Source organism: Paracoccus isoporae, from assembly GCF_900101865.1.
In the GTDB taxonomy this organism is placed as follows: domain Bacteria; phylum Pseudomonadota; class Alphaproteobacteria; order Rhodobacterales; family Rhodobacteraceae; genus Paracoccus; species Paracoccus isoporae.
On the sequence record NZ_FNAH01000005.1, the window covers coordinates 64,934 to 87,747 of the forward strand.

20 protein-coding genes are annotated in these 22,814 nt (G+C 67.5%); 14 read left to right on the top strand and 6 right to left on the bottom strand.

What is annotated here, in order from left to right; genetic code table 11:
* Positions 1 to 45 precede the first annotated feature (45 nt).
* The 3 genes from BLT73_RS09555 (at position 46) to BLT73_RS09565 (ending at position 3,371) form a co-directional block, all read left to right on the top strand.
* Complete coding sequence (locus BLT73_RS09555; protein ID WP_090523265.1) at positions 46 to 2,007, top strand: heme lyase CcmF/NrfE family subunit; 1,962 nt, start codon at positions 46 to 48, stop codon at positions 2,005 to 2,007.
* Positions 2,004 to 2,468, top strand: coding sequence for a cytochrome c-type biogenesis protein (locus tag BLT73_RS09560; RefSeq protein WP_090523267.1), 465 nt, complete (start codon positions 2,004 to 2,006; stop codon positions 2,466 to 2,468). Before BLT73_RS09555 ends, BLT73_RS09560 begins: the two co-directional genes overlap by 4 nt.
* A 132-nt stretch (positions 2,469 to 2,600) precedes the next feature.
* Positions 2,601 to 3,371, top strand: coding sequence for an enoyl-CoA hydratase-related protein (locus BLT73_RS09565; protein ID WP_090523269.1), 771 nt, complete (start codon positions 2,601 to 2,603; stop codon positions 3,369 to 3,371).
* A 26-nt stretch (positions 3,372 to 3,397) separates the two neighbouring features.
* Here the strand turns inward: BLT73_RS09565 and BLT73_RS09570 are convergent, their stop codons facing one another.
* The 4 genes from BLT73_RS09570 to BLT73_RS09585 form a co-directional block, all read right to left on the bottom strand.
* Positions 3,398 to 4,045 carry a nicotinate-nucleotide adenylyltransferase gene (locus BLT73_RS09570; RefSeq protein ID WP_090523272.1) on the bottom strand — a complete coding sequence of 216 codons (648 nt, stop codon included), beginning with the start codon at positions 4,043 to 4,045 and terminating at the stop codon, positions 3,398 to 3,400.
* A 622-nt stretch (positions 4,046 to 4,667) separates the two neighbouring features.
* Positions 4,668 to 5,693, bottom strand: coding sequence for a GGDEF domain-containing protein (locus tag BLT73_RS09575; protein ID WP_090523274.1), 1,026 nt, complete (start codon positions 5,691 to 5,693; stop codon positions 4,668 to 4,670).
* Positions 5,693 to 6,262, bottom strand: coding sequence for a heme NO-binding domain-containing protein (locus tag BLT73_RS09580; protein ID WP_090523276.1), 570 nt, complete (start codon positions 6,260 to 6,262; stop codon positions 5,693 to 5,695). Before BLT73_RS09580 ends, BLT73_RS09575 begins: the two co-directional genes overlap by 1 nt.
* 46 nt (positions 6,263 to 6,308) lie before the next feature.
* Positions 6,309 to 6,578, bottom strand: a complete 270-nt coding sequence (locus BLT73_RS09585) for a DUF3572 family protein (RefSeq protein ID WP_090523279.1) — start codon at positions 6,576 to 6,578, stop codon at positions 6,309 to 6,311.
* A 78-nt stretch (positions 6,579 to 6,656) separates the two neighbouring features.
* Here BLT73_RS09585 and BLT73_RS09590 point away from each other — a divergent pair, with 78 nt between their 5' ends.
* The 4 genes from BLT73_RS09590 (at position 6,657) to BLT73_RS09605 (ending at position 11,050) form a co-directional block, all read left to right on the top strand.
* Positions 6,657 to 7,997: a GGDEF domain-containing protein gene (locus tag BLT73_RS09590; RefSeq protein WP_090523283.1), complete on the top strand. Its 1,341-nt coding sequence runs from the start codon at positions 6,657 to 6,659 to the stop codon at positions 7,995 to 7,997.
* 524 nt (positions 7,998 to 8,521) lie between these two features.
* Positions 8,522 to 8,920, top strand: a complete 399-nt coding sequence (locus tag BLT73_RS09595) for a DUF983 domain-containing protein (RefSeq protein ID WP_090523286.1) — start codon at positions 8,522 to 8,524, stop codon at positions 8,918 to 8,920.
* 10 nt (positions 8,921 to 8,930) lie between these two features.
* On the top strand, positions 8,931 to 9,641 hold the full coding sequence (locus BLT73_RS09600; protein ID WP_090523289.1) for an NUDIX hydrolase: 711 nt from the start codon (positions 8,931 to 8,933) through the stop codon (positions 9,639 to 9,641).
* Positions 9,638 to 11,050 carry a D-alanyl-D-alanine carboxypeptidase gene (locus tag BLT73_RS09605; RefSeq protein WP_245727213.1) on the top strand — a complete coding sequence of 471 codons (1,413 nt, stop codon included), beginning with the start codon at positions 9,638 to 9,640 and terminating at the stop codon, positions 11,048 to 11,050. Before BLT73_RS09600 ends, BLT73_RS09605 begins: the two co-directional genes overlap by 4 nt.
* Before the next feature lie 9 nt (positions 11,051 to 11,059).
* Here BLT73_RS09605 and BLT73_RS09610 read toward each other — a convergent pair whose 3' ends face one another.
* Complete coding sequence (locus BLT73_RS09610) at positions 11,060 to 11,482, bottom strand: tellurite resistance TerB family protein (RefSeq protein ID WP_090523296.1); 423 nt, start codon at positions 11,480 to 11,482, stop codon at positions 11,060 to 11,062.
* A gap of 89 nt (positions 11,483 to 11,571) precedes the next feature.
* On the opposite strand from BLT73_RS09610, the gene BLT73_RS09615 reads away from it, so the two are divergent.
* Both BLT73_RS09615 and BLT73_RS09620 read left to right on the top strand, forming a co-directional pair.
* The gene (locus BLT73_RS09615) at positions 11,572 to 13,155 is read left to right on the top strand and encodes a lysine--tRNA ligase (protein ID WP_090523299.1); all 1,584 of its coding nucleotides are present in this window, start codon (positions 11,572 to 11,574) and stop codon (positions 13,153 to 13,155) included.
* A gap of 103 nt (positions 13,156 to 13,258) precedes the next feature.
* Positions 13,259 to 15,553, top strand: a complete 2,295-nt coding sequence (locus BLT73_RS09620; RefSeq protein ID WP_090523302.1) for a glycosyl hydrolase family 28-related protein — start codon at positions 13,259 to 13,261, stop codon at positions 15,551 to 15,553.
* A gap of 20 nt (positions 15,554 to 15,573) precedes the next feature.
* Here the strand turns inward: BLT73_RS09620 and BLT73_RS09625 are convergent, their stop codons facing one another.
* Positions 15,574 to 16,086, bottom strand: coding sequence for a hypothetical protein (locus BLT73_RS09625; RefSeq protein WP_090523304.1), 513 nt, complete (start codon positions 16,084 to 16,086; stop codon positions 15,574 to 15,576).
* 236 nt (positions 16,087 to 16,322) lie between these two features.
* On the opposite strand from BLT73_RS09625, the gene acs reads away from it, so the two are divergent.
* The 5 genes from acs (at position 16,323) to BLT73_RS09650 (ending at position 22,813) form a co-directional block, all read left to right on the top strand.
* The gene (acs, locus tag BLT73_RS09630) at positions 16,323 to 18,278 is read left to right on the top strand and encodes an acetate--CoA ligase (protein ID WP_090523307.1); all 1,956 of its coding nucleotides are present in this window, start codon (positions 16,323 to 16,325) and stop codon (positions 18,276 to 18,278) included.
* Between the two features lie 93 nt (positions 18,279 to 18,371).
* Positions 18,372 to 18,629 (top strand): DUF4212 domain-containing protein, encoded by a 258-nt coding sequence (locus BLT73_RS09635; RefSeq protein ID WP_090523310.1) that lies wholly within the window; start codon positions 18,372 to 18,374, stop codon positions 18,627 to 18,629.
* A gap of 1 nt (position 18,630) precedes the next feature.
* Positions 18,631 to 20,442 (top strand): sodium:solute symporter family protein, encoded by a 1,812-nt coding sequence (locus tag BLT73_RS09640; protein ID WP_090523314.1) that lies wholly within the window; start codon positions 18,631 to 18,633, stop codon positions 20,440 to 20,442.
* Between the two features lie 56 nt (positions 20,443 to 20,498).
* A complete protein-coding gene (locus tag BLT73_RS09645; protein WP_090523317.1) occupies positions 20,499 to 22,310 on the top strand; it encodes a DUF294 nucleotidyltransferase-like domain-containing protein in 1,812 nt (603 codons plus the stop codon).
* Complete coding sequence (locus BLT73_RS09650) at positions 22,307 to 22,813, top strand: hypothetical protein (protein ID WP_090523320.1); 507 nt, start codon at positions 22,307 to 22,309, stop codon at positions 22,811 to 22,813. Before BLT73_RS09645 ends, BLT73_RS09650 begins: the two co-directional genes overlap by 4 nt.
* The last annotated feature ends 1 nt before the right edge of the window (position 22,814 follow it).

Sequence of the window (22,814 nt, forward strand, 5' to 3'; positions counted from 1 at the left end):
TCTCGCGCGGCTCTGGGGTAGGGTTTCCGTGCAAGGGAGCCTGACATGATCGCCGAGCTTGGACATTTCGCCCTCATCCTCGCCTTCGCGGTGGCGCTGTTTCAGTCCAGCGTGCCGCTGATCGGCGCGGCAAAGGGCTGGCCTGCCTGGATGGAGGCCGCGCGCCCGGCCGCCCTGGCGCAGTTCGGGCTGGTGGGGGTCTCCTTCGCGGCGCTGACCGTGGCCTTCGTGACCTCGGATTTCTCGGTCGCGCTCGTCTATCAGAATTCGCATTCCGCCAAGCCGATGATCTACAAGATCTCCGGCGTCTGGGGCAATCACGAAGGCTCGATGCTGCTCTGGGTGCTGATCCTGGCGCTGTTCGGGGCCTGTGCGGCGGCGTTCGGCGCCCAGCTTCCGCCCAGCCTGCGGGCGCGGGTGCTCTCGGTGCAGGCGGCGATCGGTGCGGCGTTTTATGCCTTCATCATCTTCACCTCGAACCCGTTCACCCGGCTGGAGGTGCCGCCCTTTGACGGGCTCGACCTGAACCCGCTCTTGCAGGACCCCGGCCTGGCCTTCCACCCGCCGTTTCTCTATCTCGGTTATGTCGGGCTGAGCATGGCGTTTTCCTTTGCCGTGGCCGCGCTGATCGAGGGGCGCGTGGATGCGGCCTGGGCGCGGTGGGTGCGGCCCTGGACGCTGGCGGCCTGGATGTTTCTGACCATCGGCATCGCGCTCGGCTCGTGGTGGGCCTATTACGAGCTGGGCTGGGGCGGGTTCTGGTTCTGGGATCCAGTCGAGAATGCCAGCTTCATGCCCTGGCTGCTGGCCGCGGCCCTGCTGCATTCCGCCATCGTCGTCGAGAAGCGCGAGGTGCTGAAAAGCTGGACCATCCTGCTGGCGATCATGGCCTTCGGCTTCTCGCTGATCGGCACCTTCATCGTGCGCTCGGGCGTGCTGACCTCGGTGCACAGCTTCGCCTCGGACCCGGCGCGGGGCGTGTTCATCCTGGCGATCCTGGCCGCCTTTGTCGGCGGGGCGCTGACGCTGTTTGCGGCGCGGGCGGGTTCCATGCAGGCCAAGGCGGTCTTCGCGCCTGTCTCGCGCGAGGGGATGCTGATCGTGAACAACCTGCTGCTGGCGGTCGCGGCCTTCGTGGTGTTCATCGGCACGGTCTGGCCGCTGCTGGCCGAGCTGTTCTTTGACCGCAAGCTGTCTGTCGGCCCGCCGTTCTTCGAGAAAGCCTTTACCCCCTTCATGGTCGGGCTGGCGCTGATCCTGCCCGTCGGCGCGCTGATCCCCTGGAAGCGCGGCCAGATGCGCCGCGTGCTGCGGCCTCTGCGCGGCGCAGCGGTCCTGGCCGTCGCCGTGATGCTGCTGGTCTTCGCGCTCTCCACGGGCAACTCCGCGCTGGCGGTGATCGGCGCGGGGCTGGGGTCATGGCTGGTCTTCGGGGCTGCGGCGGAGTTGTGGTTCCGCACCGGCAGATCCGGCCTGTCCCGGCTGGCCCGGCTGCCCCGCGCCGATTGGGGCAAGGCCGTCGCCCATGCCGGGCTGGGCGTAACCTTCATCGGGGTCAGCCTGCTGATGGCCTGGCAGGTGGAGGATATCCGCACCGTACAGATCGGAGAGGATTACGAGCTCGCCGGATACCTGATCACGCTGGACGCGGTCGAGGAGGTGCCGGGGCCGAACTATGTCTCGACCATGGCCACGATGACCGTGGCACGGGGCGGTGAGGCCGTGGCCGTGCTGCGCCCCGAGAAGCGGATCTATCCGGTGCAAGCCATGCCCACCACCGAGGCCGCGATCAGCAGCGGGCTGATGCGCGACATCTACCTGGTCATCGGCGATCCGCAGCAGGGCGGGGGCTGGGCGGTGCGCAGCTATCTCAAGCCCTTTGCCAACTGGATCTGGCTGGGCTGCATGATGATGGCGGCGGGCGGCCTCATCAGCCTGTCCGATCGCCGCTACCGCGTGGCGGCCGGGGCGGGGCGGCGCAAGGCGGCGGAGGTGCCGGCAGAATGAGGATTCCGTCCGCCGCCCTGCTGTCACTGGCGCTGATCTGCGGTCCGGTGCTGGCGGTTCAGCCCGACGAGGTGCTGGACGATCCGGCGCTCGAGGCGCGGGCGCGCGACATCTCGCAGGATCTGCGCTGCCCGGTCTGCCAGGGTGAGAATATCGACGAATCCAATGCCGCGATCAGCCGCGACCTGCGGCTCTATGTGCGCGAGCGGCTGACCGAGGGCGACAGCGATGCCGAGGTGGTCGAGGCGGTGACCGACCGTTTCGGCGAGTTCGTGCTGTTCGCGCCGCGCATGACCGGCGGCAATCTGATCCTGTATCTGGCCGGTCCGCTGATGGCGATCCTTGCCGCGTTTCTGGGCTGGCGCTTCGTCGCCGCGCGCCGCGCCGCGCCGGGGGCCGCGGCAGAGCAGCCGCTGAGCCCGGAGGAACAGGCCCGTCTGGACGAGATCCTGCGCCGCTGAGATCCTTCATGTCTAAGGCACAGTCGCGCCGGTTTCTCTGCAAGCCGGGCAAGCCACGGCTCATGACGCGACGGCGGGGGTTTCCACCCGCCCGGCGCCTTGCCATTCTGCGCGCCAACCCAGGAGGATCCCATGGCATTCGAGACCATCACGTTTTCGCAGCAATCCGGCATCGCCACGCTGATGCTGAACCGCCCGCAGGTGATGAACGCGCTGAACACCCAGATGCGGGCCGAGATCACGCAGGCGCTCGGCAGCATCGGCGAGGATGTGCGCTGCGTGGTGATGACCGGGGCTGGGGCCGGGTTCTGCTCGGGTCAGGATCTCAGCGACGCGGCCGCCGCCGGCGATATCGAGGGGACGCTGCGCCGGGAATATGAGCCGATGCTGCGCGCGGTGATCGAGTGCCGCGCGCCGGTGATCGCGGCCGTGAACGGGGTGGCCGCCGGGGCCGGGGCCAATCTGGCACTTGTCGCGGATGTGGTGATCGCGGTGGAAAGCGCCTATTTCACCCAGGCCTTCACCAAGATCGGGCTGATCCCCGATGCGGGCGGCACCTGGATCCTGCCGCGGCTGGTGGGCAATGCGCGCGCCATGGGCATGATGCTGTTCGCCGACAAGATCCCGGCGCGCCAGGCCGCCGATTGGGGGATGATCTGGCAGGCCGTGCCGGAGGCGGAGTTCGTCGAGACCGTGCAGGACCGCGCGCGTCACCTGGCGCAAGGCGCGACATCGGCCTTCCTGTCGGTGCGCCGCGCGGTGCGCGAATCCGGCGCGAATGACTTCGCGGCCCAGCTCGAGCTGGAGGCGGAACTGCAGGGCCAGGCCGGGCGCAGCGCCGATTTCCGCGAAGGCGTCGCGGCCTTCCTGCAAAAGCGCGCCCCGAAATTCACCGGCCGCTGACCTGCTGCCGGATCCGGGCCGCCGGATCAGGGCCGGTCGGGCGGCGTTCCGTCCCCCGCCGCCCGCGCCGCGTCCTGCCGGTTGATGCGGGCGGCGCGGATCGCCGTTGACGAGGCATTCGACATCGGCATGTTCACCATCACCCAGGCCGGCGGCACCGCACCGCCCAGCCGTTCGCTCTCATCCTCGGGCAGCCGGTCGCGCGCCATGATCCGCGCCGCTTTCGACAGCCGCGCCCGCAGCCGCGTGCCGGGCCGTGCCAGCACCCCGATGGGCACCCGCGCCGCGATCTCCCGCCAGCGTTCCCACTGGCCGAACTGCACGAGATTGTCCGACCCCATCAGCCAGACGAAACGCTGCTGCGGATAGAGGCGCTGCAACGCCGCAATCGTCTCCACCGTCAGCCTGGTGTTCAGCCGCGCCTCGATCCCCGTCACCACCACGCGCGGATCGTCCATGACGCGGCTTGCATGGGCCACGCGCTCGGCCAGCGGGGCGGGCTGGCGCGATTTCAGGGGATTGCCGGGCGTGACCAGCCACCAGACCCGGTCCAGCCCGAACCGCTTCAGCGCCTCTTCGGTCAGCCGGACATGGCCCTCATGCGCGGGATCGAAGGAGCCGCCCAGAAGGCCGATGCGCTGACCCGGCGCGGCGATGGGAAAACCTTGTCTCATCGGGCCGGTCTAGGCCGGGCGCGGTGCAGGCTCAAGCCCAAGCGGGCGGCGGGGAAGGCCGCTCGGGTCGAATGGCCGCGCCGTGGGGGCTTTCCTGCGCGTGACCGCCGCACCGGTCACATGGTGGCCGGGAGGCGCTGACGAGACCTCCGTTGATGTGTCAAGCCGGTCCGGGCACGGCAGAACGCGAGGCCGGACTGTTGCGCCAGGCCCATATGCGCGTCCCGGCGCCCGATGTGACGACCTGGTCCGACTTTGCCCGTTCGGACCGGGCGCATTGAGCGCGCCGCTCGTCGCGATCCGATCTGCGAGGCGCGCTGTTCGACCGGCCATGCGGATCATGTGCCACGCGTAGAGCGCCGCACCGGCGACATGTCGGTCAGGGGCCGTGCCCGATCGTTTTGTTAGGGCGATGTCTCGACTCGGGCAGGCTGTCGCTGCATGGCTTCGCCGGAGGCGTTCGCTTTGATGCGGCATGACGGTTGCCGCGAAGCCTGATCCGGTGGTCCTTGTCGTTTGCCTGCGTCCGATGCGCGCCCTCTCGCCCGACGCTCCGCCAGTCTCTGGCCCGGCTGCTGCCGCAGTTGGCGGGACCGATGCTCGACCCGTTCGCGCCCGCCGGCTACGCCCCGCCGGCGTCTCCCGCGCAGTCGTCGCCGGGGCAGTGGATATGCATCCGGCCCCGGCCGTCGCGCTTGGCGGTGTAGAGCGCCGCATCCGCGTCCGACAGGATCTGCTCGGCGGTCAGCTCGTCATAGCGTTCCGACAGGGCCGCGCCGATGCTGGCCGAGACCTGGCACAGATTCGCATCGAAACGGATCGGCTGCTGGATGGAAGCGATCATCCGCCGCCCGAGCTGACGCAGCGCCGTCTCCGAGGTCAGCGCCGGCAACAGGATCAGGAACTCGTCGCCGCCGATCCGGGCCAGGCTGTCCTCGGCCCGTGTCTCCTGGCGCAGGATCTCGGCCAGGCGGCGCAGCACCGCGTCGCCCGCGGCATGGCCGAAGCGGTCATTGACCTGCTTGAACCAGTCGAGATCGATCTGCAGCACCGAGAATTCCTGCCGCCGCCCCTCCGGCGCGCGTCGCGCCTCGATCGCCAGGCTGAAGGCCAGCTCGAAGCCGCGCCGGTTCAGAAGCCCGGTCAGCGGATCGGTGAAGGCCTGCATCTCCGCCGTCTCGCGGGCCTGTTCCAGGTGATGGCTGTGCCGCGCCAGCTCGGCCCGGATCGCCTGGCTGGACTTGTGCAGATACATGATCTCGATGGCCAGCTCGTTGGCGGCGAAATCCGCGTCGGTCAGATCATAGCGCGCGACGGCGTCGATCACCCCGATCCCGAATCCCAGATTGATGAGCACCGCGTCGGCGGGCAGGATCATGGCCTCGCCCCGGAGCGGGGGCAGATCGCTGTCACGCAGGCCAAGGAAAACCCGCTCGCCGCTGCGGGCGGCGGCAATGATGGCGGGGATCAGCAGGGCATCGGGCGGGGCGCGGCGCAGCTCGAACGCGGTGGCGACGTGGCGCGCGCGCCCGATCAGCTTGCGCAGCGTCGGCCCGCAGGACAGGATCGCGCCGTTCTCGTCGATCTGCAGATGCATCGGCATCAGCGCCGCCAGCCGCTCCACCGCGATGGCGCGGCCACCGCCCATCAGGGTCTCCCGGCGAATTCGGTCAGCGAGAATCGGCTGCCCCGTGCGAATGCGGTGTCGGCGATGCGCACATCCAGGCTGGTCCCGTCGCCCTCGACAAGCGCCAGCACGCCGTAATCATCGGCCATGCCGCGCAGGAATCCGGCCAGCACCGGGTACCAGTCCGCCTCGGCCGAGGTGATGCGCAGGTGATAGGCGTTCGGCCCGGTCACCTGGGTCGCGATCTTGGGCAGGTCGAGACCGGGCAGCACCACCCGGCCGCGATCATGCAGATCGTCGAGCGACAGCACGAAATCCTCGTAGCAGGACCCGCTGAAGCGCATGACGTGGCGGATGCTGTCCAGCCGCGGGATCCAGCCGCCGATATCCTCTAACAGCTCGTCCCGGCGGATCTGCAGCGCCGCACTCGCCGCCTGCAAAAGCCGCTGCGCCGCCTCGGTCCGGTAGCTGCCCATCATCTGCGTGCCGCGCCGGTCCAGCCCCGCGTCGGCACAGGCCGCGCACCAGATCTCCTCGCCGTGCCGCGTGCGCAGGAACAGTTCAATTCCGCGAATGAGGAATCCGTGCATCTTGCCTCCGTCCCGACCGGGCTAGCAGGCAATGCTTAATTTTCCGTCAATCGCGCCGGTTCAGCAGCCGGGCCGCGTGACCGATCTCGGCGGCGGAGATCCCGGTCGCATCGGCGCATTGCATCACCCGGTCGTCGCTCTCGGCCACGAAATCGAGGATGAAGCCATGGATGTCCGGCCCGTTCACCAGGGCGCGGAGCTGGTCGGGGGTGATCCCGCTGCGCCCCATCAGGCTGCTCAGCAATTCGGGGTCGCCCAGCACGTGCAGCATCAGGCGGTCCGCGATGTCGCGGGCGGTCTCGGTCGGGTTGGTCATGCGGTCCTCGGGCAGCGAAAGTCTTTGTTAAAGAATTCATGGGAGCCTGCCGGTGAACCAGATTCGAGGCAAGGGAACATGCTGGGACGGCTGCTCGTCATCGATCACGATCTCACCTCGCGGCTGACGATGAAGCTGCGGCTGGAGGCGGCGAATTACCGCGTCATCACCGCCGGACATGCAGCCGAGGCGATGGGCAATTGCGGCGATGTCGCGGCGGTGATCCTGCGTGCCGACGACCTGGCGGGTCTGGCCGCGCTGGCGGATGACATCACCCGGTTGCGCGGCGCGCTGCCGGCGCCGGTGATCGTGCAATGCGCCGCGGCGGACCGGTCGCAGGCCTTCCGTGCGGGTGCCGAATACGTGCTGGACCGGACCTGCCCGGATCCGGTGCTGCGCGCGCGGCTGCGCTGCTGGACCGCGCAACCGTCGCCCGCGCCGGCCGGGTTCGCCGATGACGCGGCGGAGTTCGAGCCGTCGGACCGGATCGGACTTGTGACCGACGACGCGGCGCTGGCGAAACGCTGGCAATGCGCGGCCCGCGACGCCTCCGGGCGCAAGCTGATGCGGCTGCTCCCGCGCGACGTGTTGCGCAGCCCGCCGCGCGGCTATGCGGCGATCCTCGTTGATGGCGGGGCGGATGGTGCCGGACTGGATCATCTGGCGGATCTGCGCGTGCGTCTGCTGGCCGCGGGGCAGGGCACGGCCTTGGCGCTGATCCAGCGGGGTGGCCATGCGGCCGAGGAGGCGCGGGCGCTGGAGATCGGCGCGACCGACGTGCTGGCCGAGCCGCTTTGCGGACCGGCGCATCACGCAGAACTCGCGGCACGGCTGGCGCTGCTGCTGCGCCACGGCCGGGAGGGTGAGCGGCGCTGCCGCGACACCCGGCTGGCGCACCGCCTGGCCGGGGTCGATTCGCTGACCGGGCTGGCCAATCGCCGCAGCATCAGCCGCGAGATCAGCGAGGCGGCGGCGGGGGGCGGCGATTTCGGGCTGCTGATGATCGATATCGACCGCTTCAAGCAGATCAACGACCGCCACGGCCATGCTGCGGGCGATGCGGTGCTGCGCGATGTCTCGGTGGCGATGCGCGACCATCTCGGCCAGGCCGGATGGCTCGCGCGCTATGGCGGGGAGGAGTTTCTGGCCCTGCTTCCCGGCGCGGACGAGACCGACGCCGTCTCGCTCGCCGAGGGGCTGCGCCGGGCGATCTGCGCCGCCCCGGTGCGGGCGCAAGGGCTGGCGGGCGAGGTGCCGGTGCCGGTCACGATCTCCATCGGCGTCGCCACCAGTGACGGCTCTGTCGAGCCGCGCTGCCGGGTCGAGGACACGATGCGCCGCGCCGATGCGGCGCTGATCGCGGCCAAGCGGGCCGGGCGGAATATCGTCATGCTGTCGCGCGACGCCCATGCCGCCTGAGATGCGGATTCCGTGAGGATGCGCTGCCGGATGGCAGAATCGCGACAGGCGACTCTCCATCCTTCGCCGGCGCAGAGGAAAGGCGTTTGCGCGAAGGGGCGCCGGCTTTCCCAAGGCGGAGCGGCGCTTTCCGCGATCTCCGCATGGCCCCGCCCTCAGCCACAGGTCGCGGGCCATCGGCGCAGCCGCAGGCGAGGATGGCCGGTTTCCGGCCGCGGCTTAAGACGGGCACGGCTGTGGCGCGAAAGGGCCGCCGATCGGATCTGCCGCCTGCCGATTTGCCGAGGCTGAACCGCAAAAACTCGGTCTCGCGCAGCCGGATCGGGACACGCCAAATGCATTCTTCCGGCGATGCAACGGCGCGGTGGTCCGCCCGTCATGCGATCATGCCCGGCCGGTGCCGCGATCACGCGCCTGCTGCGACCGATCCGCACGGTGCCGGGTGCGGCGGCAAACCCCACTGGTCGGCGGCGGGGGAACGGGCTATCCTGCCTTGCAGCAGCGAGACAGGAAGAGGCGACAAGATGGAGATCGCGGAGGACGACCGCCCGACCGGACGCGCCATGCGGCGCGGCGCCATGCTGAAATGCCCCGCCTGTGGCGACGGCCGGATGTTCGCGGGCTATCTGAAGGTGCGCGACCACTGCCCGCATTGCGGCGAGGCGCTGCATCATCAGCGCGCCGATGACGGTCCGGCCTATCTGACGGTGCTGATCGTGTCCCATATCGGGGCGCCGCTGCTGCTCTGGGTCTTCCTGACCTACCAACCCTCGCCGGTCTCGATGCTGATCTGGTTCTCGCTGGGCGCGGTGGTGCTGTCGCTGGCGCTGCTGCCGGTGCTCAAGGGCGCGCTCGTGGGCGCGCAATGGGCGCGGCGGATGCACGGTTTCGGCGGTCCGGGGGCAGAGCCCTCGACCTCGTGATGAGCTGACGATGCGCCCGGAGACAGACCATCGCCCGCGTGACCCGGCCGCGCTGCGCGACGCGGCCACCATCATCCTGGTGCGCCGCGACGGGCCGCAACCGGCGGTGCTGATGGGAATGCGCGGCGCCAAGGCCGCCTTCATGCCGTCGAAATTCGTCTTTCCCGGCGGCGCTGTGGATGCCGAGGATGCGGCGGTGCCGCTGGCCGCCGATGCCGATGACGTCACCATGCGGCGCCTGGCCATCGACCTGCGGGCGGAGACCCCGGTCACCCCGCGGCAATTGCTGGTTGCGGCGCTGCGCGAACTGGCCGAGGAGACCGGGCTGCTGATCGGGCGCGCCGGGCGCAGCCAGCTTGCCGGGTTTGGCGAGGCCGGGCTGATGCCCGATGCCAGCCATCTGCATTACATCTTCCGCGCCATCACCCCGCCCGGTCGCCCGCGCCGCTTCGATGCGCGGTTCTTCATGGCCGACGCGGCGCGGATCGCCGGTGATCCCGACGATTTCTCGCGCGCCTGTGACGAGCTGTCCCATCTGCATTGGGTGCCGATGGCCGAGGCCCGTGCGCTGCATCTGCCCTTCATCACCGAGGTGGTGCTGGCCGAATGCGCCGCGATGGTGGCCGCGTCGGGCGACGGGGCGCTGCGCCCGCCGGACAGCGTGCCCTTCTTCGACAACCGGCTGGACCGGTCGCGCTTCATCCAGATCGGTGCTGCGTGAGCCGGCAGACGCGGCGACAGATCCTCGCCGGGCTGGCAGGCGTGGTTGCCACTGGCGGCGTGGCCCAGGCCCAGACCGCGCCCGGCCTGGCCGCGCCCCCACCGCGCAAGCCGCCGCCCCGTCCCGGCCGGCTGATCGAGGAGGCCGGGCTGGGCGCGGCAGTGCGCTATGCGGTGTTCGACCCGGACGGTGCCTTGCTGGAAGGGCGCGGCGCCGATCAGCCGGTGGCGCCCGCCAGCACGCTCAAGATCCTGACGGCGCTCTACGCGCTCGACCGGCTGGGCGGGGGGCGGCGTTTTGCGACGCGGGTGCTGCGTCACGGTGATACGCTGATCCTCGCAGGGGGCGGCGATCCGGTTCTGGACAGCGACGCGCTCGCGACGCTGGCCGGGCGGGTGGCGGCGGCGGCGCCGCAGGGCATCGCGCGGCTGGCGGTCTGGGGCGGCGCGCTGCCCTTCATCGCGGAAATCTCGCCCGAACAGGCGGATCACCTGGCTTATAACCCGGCCGTGTCGGGGATGATGCTGAACTTCAACCGCGTGCATCTGGCCTGGAACAGCGGCGGCGCCGGGATGGCGGTGACGGCGCGGGCGCGGGCGCATCGCCCGGTGGCCTATACCGTCCGCGCGGCGGGCGTATCCGGGGGGCCGGTCTTCGCCTGGCGGACGGACGCCGCGCGCGAGATCTGGGAAATCAATCGCAGCGCGTTGCGCGTGGCGGGAAGCCGCTGGCTGCCGGTGCGCCGCCCGGAGATCTATGCCGGCGACGTGTTCCAGACCCTTGCGCGCGCCGCCGGTCTGCCTTTGCCTGCCCCCGAGGTGATCGGGGATCTGCCCGACGGCGCGGTCGAGATTGCGCGCATCGAAAGCCCGCCGCTGACCGAGATTCTGCGCGGCATGATGGAATATTCGACGAACCTGACCGCCGAGGCGGTGGGGCTGCATGCGAGCGGCGCGGCGGATCTGCGGGCGTCGGCCGGTGCGATGCGAGGCTGGGCTGCCCGGCAGGGGATCGAGGGGCTGGATTTGCGGGACCATTCCGGCATGTCGGCGCAGTCGCGGGTGACGGCGCGGGCGATGGCGCAGGTGATCGCCACGCTCGGCGTGCGGGACGGGGCGCTGCGCGGGCTGATGCGGCATGTCGGGCTGCAGGATGCGCGGGGGCGGGCGCAGCCGGGGGATCTGCGCCTTGACGCCAAGACCGGCACGCTGAACTTCGTGTCGAACCTGGCGGGATATGGCGGGTTGCCGGGCGCGCGCGAGGTGATCTTTGCCATCTATGTCAGCGACATGGAACGCCGCGCCGCCACCGAGGGGCGGGAACTGCCCGACGGCGTGATCGGCTGGACCCATCGCGCCAAGTATCTGCAGCAGGAGCTGGTGCGGAGCTGGCTCGGCCGTTACGGCTGAGCGGCGGGGTCACAGCGTGCGGTGGCGCATCTGCGCGGAGAGCTCGATCGCCGCGGCATGCAGCCGGCCGATATTGAGCTGATAGCGGATCTCGCGCAGCATCTCTGCCTCGTCATCGGGCAGGCGCCCATCGGCGGCGGCCACGTCGCAGGCAAGTGCATAGGCGGTTTCATAGAGCCGTTCCGGCAGCGCGTCATGGATCAGCCCGAACAGCGCGTCGAGCCCGTCCTCCTCCTCGAACAGCGCGATGACGGTCTGCGACACGGCGCGGATGCGGTCGGCGTCGTAGCTGGCAAAGACCGGCATGTGATTCACCATCCGCTCGATGGCGACAAGCTCGGCGGTGCGGATATTGGAATCGGAGGCCGACACCGCCACCATCACGGAGACGAGCGCGTCGCAGGCGGAAAAGGACGAGTTATCGAGCGTCAAGAGGCGGTTTCCTTCTGGTTTCGGGCAAAATATTGACGATGGCGCGGGGTTTCAATAAGCCGCCCGCGACCCCTTCAGGAGATTTCACCATGACCACCCTGCGCGACGCCGCGATGACTTCCAAGGCCTGGCCTTTCGAAGAGGCGCGCCGGGTGCTGAAACGCTATGCGAAGAAGGATCCCGAAAAGGGCTATGTGCTGTTCGAGACGGGCTATGGTCCGTCCGGCCTGCCGCATATCGGGACGTTCGGAGAGGTGGCGCGCACGACGATGATCCGGCGCGCCTTCGAGGTGATTTCGGATATTCCGACCCGGCTGATCTGCTTCTCGGACGACATGGACGGGATGCGCAAGGTGCCGGAGAACGTGCCGCAGCAGGAATTGTTGCGCGAGAACCTGCAGAAACCGCTGACCGCCGTGCCCGATCCGTTCGGGGAATATGAGAGTTTCGGGCACCACAACAACGCCATGTTGCGGCGGTTTCTGGACACGTTCGGGTTTCAGTATGATTTCATGTCGGCGACGGCGTTCTACAAATCCGGCGAGTTCGATGCGACGCTGCTGCGCGCCGCCGAGCGTTACGACGACATCATGAAGATCATGCTGGCCAGCCTGCGCGAGGAACGCCAGCAAAGCTATAGCTGCTTCCTGCCGATCCACCCCGAAACCGGCCGCGTGCTCTATGTGCCGATCAAGCATGTCGATGCGGCGAAGGGCGAGATCACCTTTGACGACGAGGAGGGGCGTGAGTGGACCCTGCCGGTCACGGGCGGAAATGTGAAGCTGCAATGGAAGCCGGATTTCGGCGCGCGTTGGGCCGCGCTGGATGTCGATTTCGAGATGTATGGCAAGGATCACAGCACCAATACGCCGATCTATGACGGGATCTGCGAGGTTCTGGGCGGGCGCAAGCCGGAACATTTCACTTATGAGCTGTTCCTGGACGATCAGGGGCAGAAGATCAGCAAATCCAAGGGCAATGGTTTGTCCATTGACGAATGGCTGACTTATGCCGCGTCGGAAAGCCTGTCCTATTTCATGTATCAGAAACCGAAAACCGCCAAGCGTCTGTGGTGGGATGTGATCCCCAAGGCGGTGGACGAATATCACCAGCAGTTGCGGGCCTATCCCGACCAGGCACCGGAGCAGCAACTGGCCAATCCGGTCTATCACATCCATCGCGGACAGGTGCCGTCCTCGGATATGGTGGTGCCGTTCGCGATGCTGCTGAACCTGGCCTCGGTGGCTGGTGCCAAGGATAAGGCTGGGCTGTGGGGGTTCATCCGCCGCTATGCGCCCGATGCCTCGCCCGAAACGCATCCGCAGCTTGATGAAGCGGCAGGTTATGCGTTGCGCTATTTCGAGGATTTCGTGGCGCCGACGCGGGTGTTCCGCGCGCCGGATGAGAAAGAACGCGCGGCACTTGAGGATCTGGCGCGGCGTCTGGCCGAATGGGACGGGGCGGCCGATCCCGAGGAGTTGCAGACCATGGTGTTCGCCGTCGGCAAGGATCACGGCTTCGAGCCACTCAGGGCTTGGTTCCAGGCGCTTTACCAGGTGTTGCTGGGCGCCGATCAGGGGCCGCGGTTCGGCGGATTCATCGCGCTTTACGGCATTGACGAGACCCGCGCCCTGATCGGGCGTGCGCTGCAGGGCGATCTGGGCACCGCCTGACCGGGCGGGCCGATGCAACGCGCGGCGGATTAAGGCGGGTTTAACCGCGGAAACGGACCTTTTCCCGACACAGGCCGCGGGCCGAGTTAAGGGGAGACCGTGCATGAACATCGCCATCACCGACGGGCTGAAATTGTCGCCACCGGGTTTCGCCGCCGGGCTGGCGGCCTGGTCGCGCGAATACGGCACGCCGGGCGGTGCGAGCTGGGCCGGGATGGCCAACGCGGCGATCGTCCAGGCCGATCAGGATTTCGGCGCCTGTCTGGAGATCAGCAAGGTCGAGGATGTCACCCGCATCCGCTTCACCGGCGAGACGCCGCTGCCGCCCGGCACCTATCTGCGCGTCTCGGCGCGGCTGAAGGCGGTGGCGGGGCCGCGCCCCTCGGCCCGGATCGCGGGTTGGGCCGGGGACGGGGCGCGCAGCCATGTCACCGGGCTGGACGAGATCGGCGCGGCCACGCAACTGCCCGATTACGGCCGCGTGGTCGAGATCAGCGCGATTGTCGGCAGCGGCCGGCGCGGCGGGGTCGACATGGTCTGGGGGGCGCGGCAGGTCTACGGTCATTTCGGGCTGGACCTGATCGGTGCGAATGGCGGCACGCTGCGCATCGAATCGCTGAAGATCGAGGACGTGACCGGGGCCTTCCTGCGCGAGATGATGGATCTCGTCGATGTGCGCGACTTCGGAGCGGTCGGGGACGGGGTGACGGATAATCGCGCGGCGTTCAAGGCGGCGGATGATGCGGCGAAGGGCCGGACGGTGGTGGTGCCTCAGGGAGTTTTCCGCATCGGCTCGGATCTGACGCTGAGCGCGCCGGTCCGCTTCACCGGCACGCTGAGCATGCCGCGCGCCGCCCGGCTGACGCTGATGGGCAGCTTCGACTATCCCAGCTATGCCGCCGCTTTCGGGGATGAGACCGAGGCGCTGAAACGCGCGCTGCAGGCGCTGTTCGGATATACCGATCACAGCGAACTGGACCTGCGCGGCCGCAAGATCGACCTGACCGAGCCGATGGTGATGACCGCGCTGTCGCCCGGCCTGACGAAGTTCCGCAATCGCCGGGTGATCTGCAACGGGCAGATCAACATCGTGGACGGGCCGAAATGGCAGAGCCGGGTGGTGCAGTCGCAGGCGCGATACGACGCGGCGCGCCCCGAGATCCTGACCAATGTGGTCAATGTCGCCAATATCGAGATCGGCAGCCATATCTCCGGCCCCGGCGTCGGGCGCGAGGTCTATGTGAAGGCGAAGAATGTCGGCGCGCAGACGCTGACCCTGTCGCAGCCGCTGCATGGCGGGTCGGGCACGAGGCAATACCGGTTCGAGCGGTTCCGCTATGCCTTCGATTTCCTGGGCATGGAGAGCTGCTCGCATGTGAATTTTGCCGATCTGGAGATCTCGCTGAACGGCAAGGCCAGCTTCCTGATGCTTCCGGCAGACGGGCTGTTGTTCAATATCCGCGACTGCTACGTGGCCGGACCGCGCGACCGGGGCATAACCTCGGCCGGGCGGGGCTGCCAGGGGATGCAGGTGGATCGCTGCCAGTTCATGTCCAACGAGATGCATCTGAACGCGCAGGACCGCCGCAGCGTCGCGATCAATGTCAACGCCAACGACACCAAGATCCGCGAGAACCGCTTTGTCCGCTTCGGCTGTTTCATGGTGGCGGACGGCACCGGGCATCTGATCGTCGGCAATCACTGGTTCCAGGGCGATGACGCGCAGAGCGGCAAGCGGGTGCCGGGGCTGGTGCTGACGCGGACCAATTGCAAGACGGTCATCACCGGCAATTACATCGACAATTGCCTGATCGAATGGACCAATGAATATGCACCCGTGCCGGCATTCGGGCAGAACTCCTATTCCTTCGGCGGGCTGTCGATCACCGGCAATCATTTCACCGTGCATGAGGTGCTGAAGGATTTCGCCTGGATCTCGGTCAAGCCGTTTGGTGCCGGGCATTTCATCCACGGGCTGAGCGTGACCAACAATGTCTTTCTTGTCGGCGGCAACAAGATCGACCGGGTGGAGAAGATCGACACCAGCCATGCGGCGATGAACCTGTCGCGGATGCGCAACATCCTGTTTGCCGGCAATACCTATAACGGGGTGCTGGACTATGTCGCCAACCCGGTGCAGATCACCCATGAGCAGCCTGCCGCCCAGGCAAGCTGGGTGGTGCCGGTGGCGCGCCATCTGCCGTTCCGGGCGCGGGCCAAGCATGTCGACTCGCTGACCGCGGCCTCGCGCATCGACGCGGCGGATGGCAGCCGGCTGACGGAGATGCCCTGGGTGCGCAGCCAGCAGGGGCCGGGTGGCGGCAATCTGCAGGTCGAATGGTCGCGGCCTGCGCGCGGCAAGGTGGTGATCCGGGCGCGGATGGACGAGCCGAACTGATCCGGGCCGGAAGCTGCTGCTCAATCCCCCCGGCGCACGCGCTCCGGGGGGATTTTCAGATCATCCGCGCTCAGCCGGCAGGCCCGGCCGAAGCCGGCATTCAGCAGCCCGCCCTGCGGCTCCAGCCGCCAGAAGCGGAAATCCGGCAGCGTTGCATAGACCCGCGCCTTCGGGTTCCGGGCCAGCCAGGCCCGCATCCGGGCGGGGTTGCGCGCATCGTCGCGGGGTTGCGGAACGGCGATGACCTGAAGGCTGAGGCGGGGCCGGGTCATGGCCTCGCCCGAGGCGCGCGCATCCTCGATCAGCAGACCGGCCTGCCGGGTATCAGTCAGCAGTCGCGAATGGATCGCGATGGCCGACAGCCAGCCCATCGGCGTGCCGTCCAGATCGGGCTGGGCCGCGATGCGGGACAGGTGCGGCGCGCCGTGCGCGGGGTCGGTCACGGCCAGAACGGCGTGCTGCATCTGCGCGATCAGCCGCCGGGCAAGCTGGCGCGCGTCCTCATCCACATCCAGAAGCGGGTTTGTCGTCATGGGCTTACGCTGCCTTGCCGGAAGGCGGGCGGCAAGCCCCGTCATTGCGCTCACGCCGCTGTGAATTGTTTACAAAACCGGCGTTGATTTCGTCAACGAATTTACAAAATTATCCAATAATAAAAATGCTTTATGGCGGCAATTCATTGTGATTTACTTTGCCGCAACATCTGATCCGTCAATCGCCGCCGGCCGCGTGTCCGGCGTGCATAGATTTCAAATGGGGGGAGATTGCCATGGCCGTTGAAAACATTGCGAAACATCCGATTCCGGCAGGGTTCGAGAATGCCCATGCCGGGCCCGAGGATTACCGGAAGCTATACGACGAATCGATCTCTGATCCCGAGGGGTTCTGGGGCCGCGAGGGCAAGCGGCTGGACTGGATCGAGCCCTACAGCAAGGTCAAGAACACCGATTTCACCTTTGGCGATGTCTCGATCAAATGGTTCGAGGACGGGGTGCTGAATGCCTGCGTCAACTGCGTGGACCGGCATCTGGAGTCGCGCGGCGATCAGACCGCGATCATCTTCGAGCCCGACGATCCCGAGGCCGAGGCGCAGCATATCACCTATAATCAGCTCAGCGACCGGGTGAACCGGTTTGCCAATGTGCTGCTGAGCCAGGGTGTGATGCGCGGCGACCGGGTGGTGATCTATCTGCCGATGATCCCCGAGGCGGCCTACGCGATGCTGGCCTGCGCGCGGATCGGGGCGATTCATTCGATCGTATTTGCGGGCTTCTCGCCCGATGCGCTGGCGAACCGGATCAACGATTCCGAGGCCAAGGCGGTCATCACCGCCGACACCGCGCCGCGCGGCGGCAGGCGGACGGCGCTGAAATCCAATGCCGATGCCGCGCTGCTGCACTGCTCGGACAAGGTGCGCTGCCTGGTGGTGAAGCATACCGGCGATCAGACCACCTGGGTCGAGGGACGCGATGTCGATGTGAAGGCGATGATGGAGGAGGTCAGCCCGGACTGCCCGCCGCGGCCGATGAACGCAGAAGATCCGCTGTTCATCCTGTATACCTCCGGCTCGACCGGGCGGCCCAAGGGCGTGGTGCATTCGACCGGCGGCTATCTGGTCTATGCCGCGATCAGCCATCAATACACCTTCGATTATCACGAGGGCGACGTGTTCTGGTGCACGGCGGATGTGGGCTGGGTCACCGGCCACAGCTATATCATCTATGGCCCGCTGGCGAATGGCGCGACGACGCTGATGTTCGAGGGCACGCCCACCTATCCCGATGCGGGTCGGTTCTGGGCGGTCTGCGAAAAGCACAAGGTCAACCAGTTCTACACCGCGCCGACCGCGATCCGCGCGCTGATGGGGCAGGGCACCGAGCATGTCGAGAAATACGACCTGTCCAGCCTGCGCCTTCTGGGCACGGTGGGCGAGCCGATCAACCCCGAGGCGTGGAACTGGTACGACAAGAATATCGGCAAGGGGAACTGCCCGATCGTCGATACCTGGTGGCAGACCGAGACGGGCGGGCACATGATCACCTCGCTGCCCGGCGCGGTGGAGACCAAGCCGGGGTCCGCCACGCTGCCTTTCTTCGGCGTCAACCCGGTGATCCTCGATCCCGAATCCGCCAAGGTGCAGGAGGGCGATCCCGCCAGCGGCGTGCTGTGCATCGCCGATAGCTGGCCGGGGCAGATGCGCACCGTCTGGGGCGATCATCAGCGCTTCATGGAGACGTATTTCCAGCAATATAAGGGCTATTACTTCACTGGCGACGGCTGCACGCGCGACGAGGACGGCTATTACTGGATCACCGGGCGGGTGGATGATGTCATCAACGTCTCGGGCCACCGCATGGGCACGGCCGAGGTGGAATCGGCGCTTGTGGCCCACGCCAAGGTCGCCGAGGCCGCCGTCGTCGGCTATCCGCATCAGGTCAAGGGGCAGGGCATCTATGCCTATGTCACGCTGATGAACGGGGTCGAGCCCAGCGACGAGCTGCGCAAGGAGCTGGAGACCTGGGTGCGCAACGAGATCGGCCCCATCGCCAAGCCCGACCTGATCCAATGGGCGCCGGGCCTGCCCAAGACCCGCTCCGGCAAGATCATGCGCCGCATCCTGCGCAAGATCGCCGAGGATGATTACGGCAGCCTGGGCGACACCTCGACCCTAGCCGAGCCCGAGGTGGTGGACGATCTGATCGACAATCGCATGAACCGGGGCTGAACGGTCCCGGCCATCGCCCCCCGCGCGTCGCCGCCGCGCGCGGGAAGGGCGAAGAACAGGGCGGCGGTTCTCACATGGGAGGAACCTGGGGACATGAGTGACAAGCAAGCCACCAATGCCTATTGGCGGGCCAATCTGAAGATCATCTATATCTGCATCGCCATCTGGGCGCTTGTATCCTACGGCTTCGCCATCATCTTCCGCCCGCTCATCAGCGGCATCGCGGTCGGCGGCACCGATCTGGGGTTCTGGTTCGCCCAGCAGGGCGCGATCCTGGTCTTCATCGTGCTGATCTTCACCTATGCCTGGCGCATGAACAAGCTCGACCGCGAGCATGGGGTGGAGGAGTAAGATGAGCCAGTTTACCCTTAACCTGATCTTTATCGGGCTCAGCTTTGCGCTGTATATCGGCATCGCCATCTATGCGCGCGCCGGCTCGACCAGCGAATTCTATGCCGCGAACCGGGGCGTCAGCCCGGTGATGAACGGCATGGCCACCGCCGCGGACTGGATGTCGGCCGCCTCCTTCATCTCCATGGCCGGGCTGATCGCCTTCACCGGCTATGACAACTCCACCTATCTGATGGGCTGGACGGGCGGCTATGTGCTGCTGGCGATGCTGCTGGCGCCTTATTTGCGGAAATTCGGCAAGTTCACGGTGCCGGAATTCATTGGAGACCGCTTCTATTCGCGCACCGCGCGGATCATCGGCGTGGTCTGCCTGCTGATCATCTCGATTACTTACGTGATCGGGCAGATGACCGGGGTGGGCGTGACCTTCTCGCGCTACCTGGAGGTCTCGAACTCCACCGGGTTGTGGATCGGGGCGGCGATCGTGTTCTGCTATGCGGTTCTGGGCGGCATGAAGGGCATCACCTATACGCAGGTGGCGCAATATGTCGTGCTGATCATCGCCTATACGATCCCGGCGATCTTCATCGCGCTGCAACTGACCGGGCATTTCCTGCCGCAGACGGGTCTGTTCGGCACGCTGAACGGGACCGACACCAAGTTCCTGACCAAGCTGGACCAGGTGGTGACGGATCTGGGCTTCCGCGAATATACCGCGCATCACACCTCGACGCTGGACATGGTGCTGTTCACGCTGGCGCTGATGATCGGCACGGCGGGTCTGCCGCATGTCATCATCCGCTTCTTCACCGTGCCGAAAGTCGCGGATGCGCGGAAATCGGCGGGCTGGGCGCTCGTCTTCATCGCGCTGCTTTACACCGTGGCCCCGGCCGTGGGGGCGATGTCGCGCTTCAACCTGACCACCACCATGTGGCCGGGCGCCGAGGCGGGCGAGACCTTCAGCCAGCCGGCGGTGACGCTTGAATCCATCGAAAACGATGAGGACAAGCAATGGATGCGCAACTGGCAGGTCACCGGGCTTCTCAACTGGGAAGACAAGAACGGCGACGGCATGATCCAGTACTACAACGAAGCCGGCGAGAGCGAGGCCTTGTCGGCCGCGATCGAGGAGCAGGGTCTGGCGGGTAATGAGCTGACCACGGTGAACAACGACATCATGGTTCTGGCCAACCCGGAAATCGCCAACCTGCCGGGATGGGTCATCGCCATCGTGGCGGCGGGCGGCCTGGCGGCGGCCTTGTCCACGGCGGCGGGGCTGTTGCTCGCGATCTCGGGTGCCGTGTCGCATGACCTCGTCAAGGGCTGGCTGGCACCGGATATCAGCGAGAAGGGCGAGCTGAACGCGGCCCGGATCTCGATGGCTGTGTCGATTCTCGTGGCGACGATCCTAGGGCTGAACCCGCCGGGATTTGCCGCGCAGACCGTGGCGCTTGCCTTCGGGCTTGCGGCATCGTCGATCTTCCCGGTGCTGATGATGGGGATCTTCTCGACCCGCATCAACAAGCAGGGGGCGATCTGGGGGATGCTGGCCGGGATCATCTCCACGCTGATGTATATCTTCGCCTACAAGGGGTTCCTGTTCATCGCGGGCACCAACCTGTTCGAGGATAACGCGGCAAGCTGGATGTTCGGCATCTCGCCGGCCTCCTTCGGGGTGATCGGGGCGCTGATCAATTTCGGCGTGGCCTATTTCGTGTCGAACGCGACCGAGGAGCCGCCGGCGGAGATCGTCGAGCTGGTCGAATCGATCCGCGTGCCGCGCGGGGCCGGTGCGGCGACCGCCCATCACTGAGTGTCACCGCCGCGTCCCCTGCCGGGGGGGCGCGGCATCTTTTGCGCAGGGGCGAGATGGACCCGATCCAGCAGTTTCTTTCCAGCATTCACCCCTATGATGCCCTGCCGGAGGACGAGCTGGCCCGTGTGGCCGGTTCCTTCGCCCGCAGGGAGTGGCAGGACGGCGAGACCGTCTATACCGAAGGCGCCCCGCTCGACGGGCTGTATCTGATCCAGACCGGGCAGGTCGAAGTCACGGATGGCAATGGCGGGCTGGTTTCGCAGCTTGGCCGGGGCAACAGCTTCGGGGAACGCGGGCTTCTGGCCGAAGGGCGCGCGGCCACGACGGCGCGGGTGACGCGGGCGGGGGCGCTGCTGATGCTGCCTGCGGCCGAGTTTCATCGCCTGATGCGGGACAGCCCGGCCTTCGCGCGCTTCTTTCGGCGCGGCGGCGCGGTGTCGCGCGGCGGGGCGGATATTGCGGCGCTGAAGGTGGCGGATCTGCTGGGGCGCGATCCGGTCGCCACCGGCCCGCAGACCCCGATTGCCGAGGCGGCGCGGATCATGCGCGATGCCGGGGTGTCCTCACTGGGGATCACCGATGAGGCGGGCGGGCTGCTGGGTCTGGTGACGATCCGCGACATGTCGAACCGGGTCGTGGCGGAGGGGCGCGCGCTGTCGGGCCCCGTGCAAGACATCATGACCGCAGATCCGGTCAGCCTGCCGCCCTCGGCGCTCGGCTCGGACGTGCTGAACACCATGATGGAGCGGCGCGTCGGACATCTGCCGGTGGTCGAGGCGGGGCGGTTTGTCGGCATGGTCACCCAGACCGATCTGACGCGGTTGCAGGCGATTTCCGGCTCGGCCCTGATCCGCGAGGTGGCGCAGGCCGAGACGGTCGCCGAGATGGCGCAGATCACCGCGCGCATTCCCGATCTGCTGGTCACGCTGGTCGCCGCCCATCAGCGCCATGAAATCGTGACGCGGCTGATTACCGATGTGGCCGACGCGGTGACGCGCCGCCTGCTGTCGCTGGCCGAGGCACGGCTGGGTCCGCCGCCCGCGCCCTATCTGTGGGCGGCCTGCGGCAGCCAGGGGCGGCAGGATCAGACCGGGGTGTCGGATCAGGACAATATCCTGATCCTGTCGGATGGCACCGACCCCGATGATCCCTATTTCACCGAGCTGGCGCGGTTTGTCAGCGACGGGCTGGATGCGGCGGGCTATGTCTATTGCCCTGGCGACATGATGGCCACCAACCCGCGATGGCGGCAGCCCCGCGCGGTGTGGCGCGACTATTTCCGCGGCTGGATCGAACGCACCTCGCCCGAGGCGCAGATGCTGGCCTCGGTCATGTTCGATCTGCGCGCCATCGGCGGCGCGGCCGATCTGCTGGCCGGGCTTCAGGCCGAGACGCTGGAGATGGCGTCCGAGAACTCGATCTTCGTGGCGCATATGACCGCCAATGCGCTGAAGCACCAGCCGCCGCTCGGGCTGATCCGCGGATTTGCGACGATCCGGTCGGGCGAGCATCAGGGCCATATCGACATGAAGATGAACGGGGTGGTGCCGGTGGCGGATCTGGCGCGGGTCTATGCGCTTCAGGGGCGGCTTGCGCCGGTCAACACCCGCGCCCGGCTGGAGGCGGCAGAGGATGCGGGCGTCATCTCCGGCAGCGGGGCGCGTGATCTCATCGCCGCCTATGACCTGATCCAGACATTGCGGCTGGAAAACCAGGCCGCACTCGTTCGGGCGGGGCGGCGGCCGGATAATTTCCTGTCGCCCTCCAATCTGCCGGATTTCGAACGCAGCCATCTGCGCGATGCCTTCGTGGTGGTGCGCACCATGCAGTCATCGCTCGGCCACGGGAAGGGAGTCCTGACATGAACCAGATCAGCGGGGTCGGGGCCGATCTGCTTGGCGTGTTTGCCGTGGCCATCGGCGCGGCCGCATTGCTCTACGCGCTGTCCCACGCGCTGCGCGCGGCGCGACGGCCGCTGCCGACCTGGGTGCTGCCGGCGGGGATCGGGGCGTCGATGCTGATCTATGCCACATGGAACGAATATAGCTGGGCCAGCCGCATCAAGGCGCAGCTTCCCGAGCGGGTGCAGGTGGTCGCGGAAGGCACCGGGCGCAGCGGGTTGCGGCCCTGGACCTTCGTGGTCGCGCCGACCTCGCGTCTGGCGCTGATCGACCCGCAGGCGGTGCGCGATGACGGACAGGGGGCGCAGATCGTGCCGGTGATCCTGGTCGAACGCTGGAAACGCAGTGTCACGGTCGAACAGGGGGTCGATTGCGCGGCCGGGCGGACCCGCGCCCCCGATGCCGACTGGCAGCCGGCCGCGCCCGGCGATCCTGCCTTCGCCGCGATCTGCGGGCAGGGCGGCTGAC

Coding starts and splice junctions, on each gene's coding strand:
- BLT73_RS09555 (WP_090523265.1), top strand. CDS start 46: ATGATCGCCGAGCTTGGACATTTCGCCCTCATCCTCGCCTTCGCGGTG.
- BLT73_RS09560 (WP_090523267.1), top strand. CDS start 2,004: ATGAGGATTCCGTCCGCCGCCCTGCTGTCACTGGCGCTGATCTGCGGT.
- BLT73_RS09565 (WP_090523269.1), top strand. CDS start 2,601: ATGGCATTCGAGACCATCACGTTTTCGCAGCAATCCGGCATCGCCACG.
- BLT73_RS09570 (WP_090523272.1), bottom strand. CDS start 4,045: ATGAGACAAGGTTTTCCCATCGCCGCGCCGGGTCAGCGCATCGGCCTT.
- BLT73_RS09575 (WP_090523274.1), bottom strand. CDS start 5,693: ATGGGCGGTGGCCGCGCCATCGCGGTGGAGCGGCTGGCGGCGCTGATG.
- BLT73_RS09580 (WP_090523276.1), bottom strand. CDS start 6,262: ATGCACGGATTCCTCATTCGCGGAATTGAACTGTTCCTGCGCACGCGG.
- BLT73_RS09585 (WP_090523279.1), bottom strand. CDS start 6,578: ATGACCAACCCGACCGAGACCGCCCGCGACATCGCGGACCGCCTGATG.
- BLT73_RS09590 (WP_090523283.1), top strand. CDS start 6,657: ATGCTGGGACGGCTGCTCGTCATCGATCACGATCTCACCTCGCGGCTG.
- BLT73_RS09595 (WP_090523286.1), top strand. CDS start 8,522: ATGGAGATCGCGGAGGACGACCGCCCGACCGGACGCGCCATGCGGCGC.
- BLT73_RS09600 (WP_090523289.1), top strand. CDS start 8,931: ATGCGCCCGGAGACAGACCATCGCCCGCGTGACCCGGCCGCGCTGCGC.
- BLT73_RS09615 (WP_090523299.1), top strand. CDS start 11,572: ATGACCACCCTGCGCGACGCCGCGATGACTTCCAAGGCCTGGCCTTTC.
- BLT73_RS09620 (WP_090523302.1), top strand. CDS start 13,259: ATGAACATCGCCATCACCGACGGGCTGAAATTGTCGCCACCGGGTTTC.
- BLT73_RS09625 (WP_090523304.1), bottom strand. CDS start 16,086: ATGACGACAAACCCGCTTCTGGATGTGGATGAGGACGCGCGCCAGCTT.
- acs (WP_090523307.1), top strand. CDS start 16,323: ATGGCCGTTGAAAACATTGCGAAACATCCGATTCCGGCAGGGTTCGAG.
- BLT73_RS09635 (WP_090523310.1), top strand. CDS start 18,372: ATGAGTGACAAGCAAGCCACCAATGCCTATTGGCGGGCCAATCTGAAG.
- BLT73_RS09640 (WP_090523314.1), top strand. CDS start 18,631: ATGAGCCAGTTTACCCTTAACCTGATCTTTATCGGGCTCAGCTTTGCG.
- BLT73_RS09645 (WP_090523317.1), top strand. CDS start 20,499: ATGGACCCGATCCAGCAGTTTCTTTCCAGCATTCACCCCTATGATGCC.
- BLT73_RS09650 (WP_090523320.1), top strand. CDS start 22,307: ATGAACCAGATCAGCGGGGTCGGGGCCGATCTGCTTGGCGTGTTTGCC.